Annotated in this window: 8 protein-coding genes; 2 read left to right on the top strand and 6 right to left on the bottom strand. The window is 40.2% G+C overall.

The genetic code is table 11. From position 1 onward, the window contains the following. Positions 1-224: 224 nt before the first annotated feature. The 5 genes from pgfM1 to P5Y91_RS10090 form a co-directional block, all read right to left on the bottom strand. Positions 225-3,152, bottom strand: a complete 2,928-nt coding sequence (pgfM1, locus tag P5Y91_RS10110; RefSeq protein ID WP_277839393.1) for a glycosyltransferase PgfM1 — start codon at positions 3,150-3,152, stop codon at positions 225-227. Positions 3,153-3,169: 17 nt separating this feature from the next. Then, a complete protein-coding gene (pgfS, locus tag P5Y91_RS10105; protein WP_118228475.1) occupies positions 3,170-4,129 on the bottom strand; it encodes a glycosyltransferase PgfS in 960 nt (319 codons plus the stop codon). A 71-nt stretch (positions 4,130-4,200) separates the two neighbouring features. Further along, positions 4,201-6,231, bottom strand: coding sequence for an Ig-like domain-containing protein (locus P5Y91_RS10100; RefSeq protein ID WP_277839392.1), 2,031 nt, complete (start codon positions 6,229-6,231; stop codon positions 4,201-4,203). 161 nt (positions 6,232-6,392) lie between these two features. Continuing rightward, positions 6,393-8,396 (bottom strand): DUF2079 domain-containing protein, encoded by a 2,004-nt coding sequence (locus P5Y91_RS10095; RefSeq protein ID WP_277839391.1) that lies wholly within the window; start codon positions 8,394-8,396, stop codon positions 6,393-6,395. A 114-nt stretch (positions 8,397-8,510) separates the two neighbouring features. Further along, a complete protein-coding gene (locus P5Y91_RS10090) occupies positions 8,511-9,200 on the bottom strand; it encodes a gamma-glutamyl-gamma-aminobutyrate hydrolase family protein (RefSeq protein WP_277839390.1) in 690 nt (229 codons plus the stop codon). Positions 9,201-9,473: 273 nt separating this feature from the next. Between P5Y91_RS10090 and P5Y91_RS10085 the strand changes: the two genes are divergently transcribed. Beyond that, positions 9,474-10,490 (top strand): NAD(P)H-dependent glycerol-3-phosphate dehydrogenase, encoded by a 1,017-nt coding sequence (locus P5Y91_RS10085; RefSeq protein WP_118227777.1) that lies wholly within the window; start codon positions 9,474-9,476, stop codon positions 10,488-10,490. 45 nt (positions 10,491-10,535) lie between these two features. Then, complete coding sequence (gene galU / locus P5Y91_RS10080; RefSeq protein ID WP_201090173.1) at positions 10,536-11,444, top strand: UTP--glucose-1-phosphate uridylyltransferase GalU; 909 nt, start codon at positions 10,536-10,538, stop codon at positions 11,442-11,444. Positions 11,445-11,604: 160 nt separating this feature from the next. Here the strand turns inward: galU and P5Y91_RS10075 are convergent, their stop codons facing one another. Continuing rightward, positions 11,605-13,605, bottom strand: coding sequence for a C69 family dipeptidase (locus P5Y91_RS10075; protein ID WP_277839389.1), 2,001 nt, complete (start codon positions 13,603-13,605; stop codon positions 11,605-11,607). Positions 13,606-13,976: the final 371 nt, after the last annotated feature.

Below are 13,976 nucleotides of genomic sequence, written 5' to 3'. Positions count from 1 at the left end.
ATCATATAAAAAAGAGGCTGGGACAAAAGTCCTAGCCTCTTAATTGTTTTTCGATTGTCGAGCAAGACGCAGTGGTTGAGTGGGCTCTACTACGCTGATTTCATCAGCTTTACAGCCCTACTCAACTGTGCGGAGGTGGGACGACGAAATCGAATTCTAACGAATGTCCGATTTCTGTCCCACTCTCTTTTTGTGTTGATAACTATTTTTGATTTCCTTAAATCCTATTGTTCTTCATCACTTCTACTTCTTCTCATTTGAATGACGAGGTAAGCAACGGAAACAATAGATAGCAAGGCACCCAGGATCACTCCTTTTTGTCTAAAGACGAATTCAACCTTATGATTTCCCTTTGAGATTGGGAACGATAAGAATGCATTCCATGCTTTTTCAGTTTTGACAAACTTCCCATCCACTTTCACTTTCCAGCCATCGCTGTATGGAATGGAAGTCATCATATAGTTACTATCATCTGTAATAGACACATCACCAACAATATGGGTATTTGAAAACTTGGTTACATGTAAACCTTGTTTCTTACGGTTTTCTAATACCTGTTGAATTTGATCAACGTCAGCGCGATAAACACCTGCATTGCTCATATCGATGTGATCTGTTCTAAATCTAAATTCAATAACAGTTTCTTGGTTTTCAGTTTGATCTGTCAACTGCCAAATTTGTCTTTGCGTGAAAATTTTAGCATTGAGCAACCATTTATTATTGAGTAAAACCGAGTAATCTTGGTTTTGGATCAAAGATACAGGAGTAAAGAAATAATAGGTGTAATTGGTACGTGGAGTGACCTTATAACGAATAATGGCATCTTTTGACGAATCCGCTCTCTTATAGATGGCTTCTCCCGTTTCCTTATTGACCTTTTCTTCAATCACATTTTCGGTCTCGATCGAGCTGAACGCCAAGGGTTTAAAGTACTCAACGGTATCATTATTGGCCTTTTGATGTCCCTCCATGGAGTTCAAAATAATATTCTGGTTGGCAAAGGCATTATTGGCACCAAATTGAATATTCCTTACCAGACTGTTCGTCCCGTATGCAAGTGGGAAGGAATTTGGATTCTTATAGACGACATAACGCTTGTCCTCATAGACCTTGTCTGTGAAATAGCGATGCAGATCAAAGCGGTCTGTAAATCGATAAAAGTACATCTTATCTGGATGGGCTTCAATCTCTTTGGGATCAAAATCCTTGGCACTCATAAAGTAACGAACACCATATAAAGCATCTGTCAAAGGTGTCCCATTTGAATATTGAGTCGCCGCATTGACACCCAGATCTCCCATGAAAGCAAAGTGATCCATGGTGCTACGTTCCAAACTTGAGCTAAAGGTACTTAAGCCTGGATAGGACACCAAAGAAGGAACTGTTCTGGAATAGGCAAAATCTGTGGCAATCCGATAGAATTTTTGATCTGCATTTTCTTGGATATTGTCTGTCACACGCTTGACTGAAACGGTCGCATCTGCAAACTTGTGCACATCATCATACCCAAATGTTACTTGGGACAAATAGGCATTATAGCCAAACTCAAAGATTGTCAGTACTGATACGACAATCATGGATAAACGTGAGATCTTAAAGTTTAGGATAAAGAGAATGCTCAAGTAGAGCATCGCTGTAATCCCCACTTGCGACAAGAGATAGCCTGTCTTTAACAAGACTGCAGCCAACACTAAGATGACCGCTGCTAGAGCCATTCGGATTATTTTTTCCAATTGACTCTTCTGAGATTTTTCCCAATACGCATAGAAGATGAAGCAGGTCACCGCTGCTATTCCCAGAACACCTAGAATAGAGAACTTGGAGAGGAAACGGCTGATCGCTTGCGGTTGAGTCTTTGAGATAAAACTATACTGATGGAAATAGAGATAGACTACCGACAAGAGCAAGCCCAAACCGATGATGCAGTTGGTTCGTTTGGAAATAACGATCTTCTGCTTCATCGCTTGATAAGCAAGGACTAGCATAAAGAATGAAAACAGCCAAGAAAAACGGAAGAAGAAACCGGCTGGGTTTTGTCCCATATGCCATATCTTACTGACAAATTCATTGACAAAGGAAATCAGGAAAATGAGGGTAACAATCCCTGCAGCCCATTTTTTGGCTTTTCCAACTTTTTGCGATAGGAAATAAAAGATAAATCCAAGAAAGCCAAGCGCTCCAATATAAATATTGGGAAGGTTGGGACCCGCTGACCATCCTGATGTTGTATCAAAGCCACCAACAACTAACTTAGCAAGAATATCCAAAGGGTTAATTTGGAAAGCAAATGAGAAGCTCATGCCTCCGCCAACTTGCCCCTTACTTTCAATCAGGTTGAAAAATACTGGCAAGAGCAAGACTGAGGCTGTCGCAATCCCAATAATCGAATAGATCACTGCTTGCAACAAAGGGATACTAAAGTTTTTAATCTTTGCCTTTAGATCTCCCTCAATCAGCAATCTTGGTGATACATAGTAGCAGGCATACAGAGCGATGAAAATGGAGATCATATAGCCCATGTAAAACTGAAGCAAGACCGTTAATCCTAAAGCAAAAGCATAGCGATAAGGAGATTTCCCATCTAATAATTCTTCCAAATACACAATCACAATTGGCAGCATGATCATGGCATCATAGAAGATGACGTTCATTTGATAGGAAACCAACATCCCTGACAAGGCATAAGCCGTCGAGAATAATGGAACCAACCATTTTCTAGATTCTAATCCTTTGTAGCGCTTGATTAAAAGGAAAGCAAAGGATAGACCGATTGCCCCGTAGCGGAGCCAAATGGTTAAAAATACTGCTGCCCCAAAATATTTGAGGGGAGCTAGAATGTAGATGATGTTGAAGGGACTCATTAAATAGTAGCCGAGCACACCGATCATATCTCCACCAAGAGACTTGGTGAAAGAATAACTCAAACTAGATAGATCCCCCGTCAAGATGGCATTTTTTAGCAAGCCAAAGAAACTGATATATTGCTGTCCAAAGTCAACAGCCATCAGACTCTTACTCCCAAAAGGATACATTCCTATAAAAGCCCACACAACCAGCATAATGGTCATTGGGAGCAGGGCACTTGCAGCATAGAGAACTTTCTTTGGATGCTTTTTCCAAAACTCTTGCCAACGCATGAACCAGATTAACATGTTTTCTCCTATCTTCTTTAGCCGATATGATTTTTCTTCGCTTGTTCGATATTGGTCTCTTCAATGATGAAATGAGGACGACGCTTCACTTCGTAATAGATCTTTCCAATATACTCTCCAAGAATCCCGATGAAGATGAGTTGAACTCCACTAAATAATATAATAGCCGCAATCGTTGTGAAATAACCACTCACATAATTCCCAGCAGCGAAGATATATTTCATCAACTCAAAAACTAGATATAAAAGAGCCAGCCCTAAACAGATAAAACCGAATTGAATACAAACACGGAGAGGACGATCGTTAAAAGAAATAATTCCTTGAATGGCATAATTCATAGATTTCTTAAAACCAAACTTGCTCTTTCCAGCCTTACGGGTTTCATTCTTATAAGGAATTACTTTCTCTTTGAAACCAATCCATTCATACAAACCTTTATTAAAACGATTGTACTCTGGCATTGACACAAAGGCTTCCATCGCTTTTCGGCTAAGCAGTCTTAATTCCGATTTCCCGTCTGTTAGGTGAACATCCATGGAGCGGTTTGACAAGAAGTAAAACAAACGTGCAAAGGAACTTCCTACAAAAGATTCCCCTTCACGAGTTCGTTGGCCACTAACAATATCATAGCCTTCATTATAAGCTTCTAAGAATAAGGGAATCAAGTATGGTGGATGCTGGAGATCCCCATCCATGACCATCACCGCATCCCCACTGGCATATTTAAAACCAGCCAAGATGCCACTCTCTCGTCCAAAATTTCGACTGAAACGGATATATTTGATGCGGTCGTTTTCTCTTGCAAATTCTTCAATCAACTCAAAGGTTTTGTCACTACTTCCATCATCGATATAGAGAATTTCATAATCAGAGAGCTCTTTTCCTAACATTTTCTCAAGCTGATTAGAAATTTCACGATGGGTTTGAGGAAGTACTAGCTCCTCATTCAAGAGGGTTATTAAGATTGATAATTTCATCCCTTTTTCTCCATAATACATTCCCAAAAAAGAGAGAGCTTATGCTCTCCCCTTATATAGAAACTCATTGCTTATTTAATAGACAATTTTCGTTTCAATACGACTGCACCTGCTAACACAAATGCTCCTGAGAATACAAATCCAGTTGCTGCAACTTCACCTGTATTAGGAAGAAGCACTTTACGCCCTCCTCCATTGTTTCCACCTTTTGGTCCTGGTTTTCCAGTCGTGGTCGTCGTTGTTGATTCTTCATTTCCTGGAGTCACCGGTTTCTCTGGAGTTGTTGTTGTGGTGGTGGTGGTGGTTGGTTCTGCAGTAGTCGTTGTTGTCGTCGTTGGCTCTACAGTAGTCGTAGTAGTCGTTGACTCTCCTGTTGTTGTGGTTGAAGTAGTCGTCGGCTCTTCTGTTGTTGTAGTTGTAGTAGTCGTCGGCTCTTCTGTTGTCGTAGTTGAAGTAGTCGTCGGCTCTTCTGTTGTTGTGGTTGTAGTAGTCGTCGGCTCTTCTGTTGTCGTAGTTGTAGTAGTCGTCGGCTCTTCTGTTGTCGTGGTTGTTGTAGTCGTCGGCTCTTCTGTTGTCGTGGTTGTAGTAGTCGTCGGCTCTTCTGTTGTCGTAGTTGTAGTAGTCGTCGGCTCTGCAGTAGTCGTTGTGGTTGTCGTTGGCTCTGCAGTAGTCGTTGTGGTTGTCGTTGGCTCTGCAGTAGTCGTCGTTGTGGTTGTCGTTGGCTCTGCAGTAGTCGTCGTTGTTGTTGTTGGCTCTGCAGTAGTTGTTGTCGTTGTCGTTGGTTCTGCAGTAGTTGTTGTGGTTGTTGTAGTCGTGGTGGTTGTTGTAGTTGTTGTAGTTGTAGTTGTTTTTTGGTCTACAATATTCTTAGCTACAGGAGCTTTTGGTGTTTTGAATTCACCAGCTTCAACTACAGTATCAGCTGCCAACTCATAACCTTCTGGAGCTTTAACTTCTTTAATGATGTATTTGTCACGCAAGATGTTCTTAACAGTGAATTCACCATTAGCATCTGACTCAAACTCACCAATGATATCTTGGTTAGTTGCACGGATAACTTGGAATTTCGCACCTTTAAGTGGAGCACCGTTTTCGTCTACTTTTTTCACTTGAATGCTAAATTCGTAACCGACACCTTCACCACCAGCGATTTGGATGTTTACTTTACTATTTGAAGGGTACTCCTCTTTGTTATCACCTTTGATTGTCGCTGTATTCTTAATTTGTTCGCCGTCAACAGTTTCATAGTTAGCAACTGCTTCATATTCTACTGCAAAGTGATCGTTAGCAGAAATATTACCAAAGTCAATAGAGAATGACTTATCTGTTGCATTTACTGTATAGTTAGCAGTAACGTCTTGTTTATTTGTAAGCGTCCATTTACCACCACTGTATACCCAAGTACCTTTGAAGATTTTGAAACTGCCAGCTTTGTAGGTAACCCCTGCTGATGCTATTGAATCTGAAAGGACTGCATTGTTGATTGCTTCGTTAGTTCTGTTTACAGAGATACGGAATCCAAGGTTTTTGTGATCTCCATTATCCCAACCAGATTTGATGATTGTGTAACGTTTACCTTCACCAACTGTTGTACTTGTTACTTTACCGTTGAATTTTACATTACCGTTAACAGAAACCTTAACAGGAACTTCACCATCATTTGGGAATTTATCTTTGTTAACACCAGCGTAGAAGAAGAATGAACCTGAAACGTCATTTTTCGTTTGAGCGAAATCTGTGAATGTCAAGACAATCTTACCAGTTTTTGCATCAACTTTTGCATCGGCAATCTTTTTACCAGTGATTGTATCGTTGATTTCAAAATCCTGAGACTTGATATCGATTGGTCCATCGATAGTGACTTCAGTTGTATCCCCTGCTTTAACATTTTTTCCTTCTAAAGCAAATTTTGCATTCAGACGGAAAGTGTCATAACGACCTAGACCGGTTGCTAATTCTTCACCTTTGCTATTTTGGATCTTGATCTCCGTGATGACATCGACTTTTTTAGACGTTTCCGCCTGTACAGTTTTAGAAAAAAGTGTCAATGACACAATCAATAGCGAACAAACTATTGACAAATAAACTGCTAACTTTTTCATTTTTTCTCCCTTTCTAGGCTGATTTTTTATAAATCAACGCATATAATATAGCAAAACATAGTGAGAAAGTCAAGATTATTGAACAAAAAATCCATCTTTTGTATATTTAAGGGCTATTTGGCTTCTGAATTTTTCTAAGTAACTCTTCCTCTTTCAAACAGTTATTTTTCCAAAATCAACACATCTTTTGTAGATAAGTTGCTTTCTTTATACCCTGATTCTTTATAGAGATTTAGAGTGGCTGTTTCAGAATAGCCATTTTTTTCCTCTTGCATTTCCCTTGGAACTACCACTATGTCAATCTTAGAATCAAGCTTTTTGTCATTATGGTAGAAAATATCATACAATTTTTCATGGCTGCGAAGACTTGGCGTATAGCCACCTGCTGCTAAGACCGCTTTATCTTTAGGGATGGCCTGCAAGGTCTTTTCGAGCCCATCAAAATAGTCTTTGCGTGTTTGATAGTATTGGATTTCAAAATTCCAATTATGCGTGAAACTATATAGAATGGCGCTTGAAAAAATGATGGAAGAAGCTAATAGAGCCACCAATACATTATCTGATGCCAACTGGTTCTTGCTTAATTGATCGATAGACAATAAAGCCATCAAAAATAGAAGAGTAACCGAACCATAGCTATACTGAAAACCAATATCATATTGGTAAGGCCAATCCATCAACAAATTAATGAGAAAAAGAGGCAGCATCAGAAAATAGGTAGACCAACGTCGCTGAATCAGTGGTAAAAAGCTAAAAGGAAATAGGACCAAAAAGAGGTAACCAAGCCTTTTCGCTGTAAATAAACTTCCCAAAACATAAAGCGGATTTAGGACTACATTTTTCACAACCATCAAGAGGCCGTTTTCGCCACTCAATAATAGATTATTGTATCGAGAAACCATAGCTCCCTCGCCATATCTTGCTAAGAGGAACATGGCAAGTGCAAAATAAAGTATTGGCAAGGCAAACAGGCTGACATACAACCACTTTTTAAACTTAGCCTCGAAGGTAAAACGATGTTGAAAAGCAAAATAAAGTCCTAAGGACAGCACGTAGACAAAGGCATCCTCTTTCACAAAAAGGAGCAACAAGGTGAACAAGATAGTTCTTCCACGCCACTGAGAAATCAGGCTGTAGAACAACCAAAGTATCAATGGAGGCAAAAAACAATTTTCATGCAAATGGAATCCACCACTCGTTGTCATGACCGGAGTCACAAAAAAGAGGGCAAGCACGAGCGGCGTCATGACTTTTGGCAATTGTATTTTCTTTAGAATCAAACAAAGCGGGATAACTGCTGAAAATACAATCACTGTTTGAGCGATATCTAATGTTTCCACATAAGGAAATAGCATATAAAAGGGCAAGATCAAATAATAAATAGGAGAAATATGGACTCCGAAATGCGATAAGGCCCTATCTCTTTCAAGGGTGGTAACTTGTGAAAAATCATGTCTCATTCTCTCAAACATCTGTGAAAAGATTCCAATATCAAAGGAAGAAACCGCATTGGCTTTAATCTTATAATAGGCAACAATCGATAGATAGAGCACATAGAAAATACCACCGATTAGTGTCACCACTGTGAGTCTTCGAACCCAGGTTTCATTAACTTTAGCCAAAGAAACCTTGGAGAGAAGAAAACCGATCAGGACGGCAACGATAACGGCTACTAATACTGGCCAAATCAAAGTAGGCAACTTCGATTCAGAAATCGTAAACGTAAAGATTCCCAGTTCCTTATCTTGAAGATTGGCACTGGTTTGTAGCAACAATTTCGGAAAAGACAAGATATCTACCGCTAAGAAGATATAAGCGATTTTTTCTTTTCCTAAATAAAAATATAGAAACAAGACCAGTGAGAGCAACACTAGGCCCAATGACATAAAGAGACTCGGACTTTTCAAAATAGAAATAAATAGGATACCTGCCGCGAACCAGAGATTCAATTTTTGTATGCAGATATACTTCTTACTCTCCGTCAAAAACCAAAGAATAGGATAACTAATGAACAAAGCAAGCACTGTATGGGTCCATCCCACTTTACCCAGTTCTAGAAATAATTCCTTTGTTGAAAAACTCAATAGATTGACCATCATGGCCACAAAATAAGAACCTAGAAGCAACCATAAATAGTTAAGGTTCATTGTCTTAGCAAGTTTCATTTCTATCAATACCTCCCAATTGTAGTTCCTATTCTAGCACAAAACCCTTACTATTTCTAGATAGTAATAACCATACTAAAAGAGAGGCTGATACCAGTCCAACCTCTCTTTTTCTTATAATTCCTGTAATAAATAACGGAAGAGTTCTAAATTTCCTTTTTCTTCATTGACCAAGTATTCTGGATGCCACTGCAAGCCCATAATCCGATGGCCGTCTACTGCTTCAATCGCTTCGATGGTGTGATCACGCGGATCAAAGGCGGTTGCACGGAAATTTGGTGCAAGATCCTTGATACTTTGACGGTGAACGGAATTGATTTGACTAGCCTGACCAAAGAGTTGCTCTACCACACTACCTTTTTTAGTCTCGATAGAATGGGAAGTCCCAAATGGAAGACCTTGCCAATGCCCTTCAATCTCTTGGTTAAGTGTCCCTCCAAAAGCTACATTGATCAACTGAACCCCACGGCAGATTCCTAGAACCGGTTTGTTTTGGCGAACTGCTTCCTTCAGTAGGGCAAGCTCAAATTGATCCCGTTCGATATTGTAATCATCGCTTTCGATGGTTTTTTCTTCGCCATAGAGACTAGGATCGACATTTTGGCCTCCACTTAGGATCAATTTGTCAATCGTTTCAACATAGTCCTTAACCAAGGAAGGGTCTCCCATCGGGATGACCATTGGAAGTCCACCTGCTTGACGGATCCCTTCCGCAAATTGACTAGACACGGAGGAATGAAGGTTTTTCCCTTCCGGGTCCACCGGACAGAGATTAGCGGATACTCCAACAATTGTTCTGCACATATTCATTCCTCCTTCATTTTAACTACTACTTATCTTACCACCCATTAGTGATAGTGTCTAATATGTATTTTTTAAAACCGTGATAGATTTTATTTATCACCCTCACCTTCCTCACAAAACAATTGATGATCATACAAGTTTTTTTACCTATATTATGTTAAAATAGAGAGGAAAATAGAATCGTCCTTCAAGGCACACATTAGGCCGTTTCGAAGGTGCAAGCGCTAGATTCCTAGCCTTGTTGAAAAAATAGACATAGAAATGGAAGATACAATGGAAAAACAAACCGTTGCAGTATTGGGTCCTGGTTCATGGGGAACAGCCCTTTCACAAGTCCTCAATGATAACGGCCATGAAGTCCGTCTCTGGGGAAATATCCAAGAACAAATCGATGAAATTAATACCACTCATACCAATCAACGCTATTTCAAAGATATCGTTATTAGCGATCAAATTACCGCTACGACTGATCTGAAAGCTGCTTTAGACGGTGTGGATGCCATCCTTTTTGTCGTTCCTACAAAGGTGACCCGCTTGGTCGCTAAACAAGTCGCTGAAACACTGGATCACCCTGTCACAGTCATGCACGCTTCTAAAGGGCTAGAACCTGGTACACACGATCGGATTTCTCAAATCCTTGAAGAAGAAATCCCTGCTTCTCTTCGCAGTGAAGTAGTGGTCGTTTCTGGACCGAGTCATGCAGAGGAGACTATCGTACGGGATATCACCCTCATTACAGCAGCCTCAAAAGATTTAGAAGCTGCACGCTATGTTCAAGAACTCTTTAGCAATCACTACTTCCGCCTCTATACCAATACAGATGTTATCGGAGTGGAAACTGCTGGAGCCTTGAAAAATATCATCGCGGTCGGAGCTGGAGCCCTGCACGGTCTTGGTTATGGGGACAATGCCAAAGCAGCCATCATCACGCGCGGTCTCGCTGAAATCACGCGCCTTGGCGTTAAGCTCGGAGCTAGCCCATTGACCTATAGTGGTTTGTCTGGGGTTGGTGACCTGATCGTTACCGGAACTTCTGTTCACTCTCGCAACTGGCGAGCTGGGGATGCTCTCGGACGTGGCGAAAAATTGGAAGATATCGAAGCCAACATGGGCATGATCATTGAAGGGATCTCTACGACCAAAGTCGCCCACGAGCTGGCCCAAGAATTGGATGTCTACATGCCGATTACACAAGCCATTTACCAAGTCATCTATGAAGGAAAAGATATCCGCGAAGCCATCCACCACATGATGAGCAATGAATTTAAAGAAGAAAATGAGTGGAAATAAGTCAACCACCCTATCATCAATCCTACCTTTTAGAAAGGAAACTATATGACTAAAGTTAGAAAAGCAGTCATTCCTGCGGCTGGTTTGGGGACACGCTTCCTCCCAGCTACCAAAGCTTTGGCAAAGGAAATGTTGCCAATCGTTGACAAACCTACGATCCAATTTATCGTAGAAGAGGCTCTGAAATCTGGGATTGAAGAAATCCTTGTCGTAACAGGGAAGGCCAAACGTTCGATCGAAGACCATTTCGATTCTAACTTCGAATTGGAATACAATCTCGAGCAAAAAGGCAAGACTGACTTACTCAAGTTGGTCAATGATACAACAGCGATCAATCTTCATTTCATCCGCCAAAGTCACCCTCGAGGTTTAGGGGACGCTGTTCTTCAAGCCAAAGCCTTTGTTGGAAACGAGCCTTTTGTCGTTATGTTGGGAGATGATCTGATGGACATCACTAATGATGATGCCTTGCCATTGACCAAACAATTGATGAACGACTACGATGAAACCCATGCGTCAACCATCGCTGTGATGGAAGTCCCTCACGAAGAAGTTTCATCTTACGGTGTGATCGCACCTCAAGGAGAAGGTATTAACGGTCTTTATAGCGTTGAAACGTTTGTCGAAAAACCAAACCCAGAGGACGCTCCAAGTGATCTCGCTATTATCGGACGCTACCTCTTGACTCCTGAAATCTTTGATATTCTTGCAAATCAAGAACCAGGTGCTGGCAATGAAATTCAATTGACAGATGCAATCGATACCCTCAATAAGACCCAACGAGTCTTTGCCCGTGAATTTAAAGGCCAACGCTACGATGTAGGTGATAAATTCGGCTTCATGAAAACTTCGATCGACTATGCCTTGAAACACCCTCAAGTCAAAGATGATCTCAAACAATATATTATCGACCTTGGAAAAAAATTAGAAGCATCTGAACAAACTGTAGACTAATCATTCTCAAATCTCAGAATACAAAAGAGACTGGCCATATCATGTGAGAGCTTTGTTGCCTTACAATGGTCAGTCTTTTTTTATAAAAAAGAGGCTGGATAAAAATCCGGCCTCTTTCGTTTCATTGGACTTGGTCCAATTTACTTTTTATTCTTATTGTTTAAGGATGAACATTGTAAGAATAATTTGTATTTGGGAAAGTTTCAACAGTTGCTTTCGCAAAAGATGAACCAAAACGATTGTTCTCATTGCCACCATTACCAGCTGAAACTGCTTCGGATGGATCTTGAGCTTTTGCTTCTGGTTTCACAAATGTTTCAACTTTAGTAGAAACATAAGATTCCTTATCTTTTGTAGCTGCATAACCGAAGCGGTTATTTGGATTGCCTTCTTCATTGACTTTGGTTTGAATTGGCTGAGTTTTTTCTGGCTGTACTGGTTTTTCAGGTTGAACTGGTTTCTCAGGTTCTACTGGTTTGTCAGGTTGAACCGGTTTTTCTGGTTCTACTGGTTTTTCAGGTTGAACTGGTTTTTCAGGTTCTACTGGTTTCTCCGGTTGAACTGGTTTTTCAGGTTCTGGATCTTTGTAATCATCCGGCTTAGAGGCACGATATGGATCATCTTTACGACCTAACTCAATCAAATGCGCATGCATATCTGCTTCATAAGATTTGAAGTGTTCAAATAGTTTTTTAGAAAGTGCAAGAGCATTTGCTGTAACTTCGTCTTCTACTGCTTTAGCAGCTTCCGGATTATCTTTCAAAGCTTTATATTTCGCATCACTAGCTTCTTGTTCAATAATCAATTGTTTTTCAAGAGCTTTCCAGTGATCTTGAACTGATTTTCCAAAGACATCTTGGTTATTGATCGCCATGTTGTCAATGTGCCATACTGTCCAATACCATGAATTTGGATCATAAGTTGCTGTTTGAGGTTTGAAGGCTTTGTAAGTATCTTTTAGATTACCATAGAATGGAACATAAGGAGTGTTCCGAGATGGTCCCATACCAAGCCATAACGTACCACCAAATGATTTTGGAAGGTTTGGATTGATTTGGTAAACATGGGCATCGATGACGTTTTCGTTTCCTAAAGCATACTTGTATTGGTCTTTACGAACCGCATCGTTGCTACCATTATCCCCTTGTTTCTTGACACCAATTTGATCGTCTGGAACAAAACGACCATTCAAATGTTCAAAACGGTTGCGTTGGAGAGCAAAGGCATCTTCCAAAGTAAATTTCTTGTTTGGATCTGTTGGTGAGCGGAAGAGTTCGTATTCATCATCTTCATAAGTCACTTTTGATTTTGGATCCAAAAGAGTGATTCCTGCGTAAGTACGTGAACGGTCTCCTTCAGCATATTTTTCTGGTCCATAAGATTTAGCGATATGGAAATTGCCATCTTTATCAGTCTTGTAACTACCTGATTCTTTAGCTACTTTTTCAACATCTTTTGAAGCAATAACATTTTCAGTGTCATTCAAGTTTACATGGCCAAGGTAGTAGGTATTGGCAAAAACTGCATATTTATCTTCTGGAACTTTAACAGCTACATATTGGTGTCCAGAAAGAATTTCCATGTACCAAGTTTCTTTCTGGTCCGCAATAACAACTGTATTCCCCTCAGCTGAACCTTTTTCTTCAATGACTTTCGCAAGTAATTCGATTCCTTCGCGAGCAGATTTTGCACGAGGTAAAATTACATCAAGCATGGCAGCTTCTGGAATTCCCTTTTCTGTCAATGGGTCAGTCTTCAAGACTTTTTTGTTTGGAATGGCTGTAACAGTTGAGGTCATAGAAACGCCGGCTTCGTTAAATCCATGTTCACCAAAAGCACCGTTACTACCATCTCCACGAGCAGAGTCATAAGTCGCTGTGTATTTCATTTCACTGGCAGCATGTGGATAGGTAAAACCATTAGATTCGTCTTCCAGTTGATCCCCTTCCTTATAGTTCTTCGCATCAACAACTACAAAGTTTTTGTTGTGCTTTCCACCATTTGGATAGTAAGGGTAGTCTTCTGTCCGACCAAAGAGAGTGGTCCCATCCTTGGTCAATTGGCGACCAATGATAAAACCGCAACAGGCTTGAACAGCTTGAATTGGTAGGAGTAAAAGTGTCATCGCTACCAATGAGAGTTTTAACAACCATTTTTTCATGGCAAATCTCCTTTGTTTTTGCACTACTTTTGACAAAATAGCACTATTTTTGGTTTTTATATCTCCAGTTTACACCTTTCTCAACCCTTTTGCAAGCGCTTTCTATTTTGCATTTTTATACTTTTTTACCCATGATTACCTTCTCTATGGACCTAGCAATAGAAGGCTCATTTAGCCTCTACAAATATATTATAATAAATATATACAATCCTTTGCATTTCAAACAATTTTCTGTTAGTTTACGATTTTGCTACATTTTTTAGGAAAAAAAGAGAGTGGGACAGAAGTCCTAGCCTCTCAATTATTTTTGGATTGTCGAGCAAGACGCAGTGGTTGAGTGGGCTCTACTACGCTGATTTCATCAGCTTTTA

It is taken from the genome of Streptococcus taoyuanensis, assembly GCF_029589235.1.
In the GTDB taxonomy this organism is placed as follows: Bacteria; Bacillota; Bacilli; order Lactobacillales; family Streptococcaceae; genus Streptococcus; species Streptococcus taoyuanensis.
Note: the sequence above shows the minus strand (reverse complement) of the source record. Positions and strands in the feature narration are given on the sequence as shown.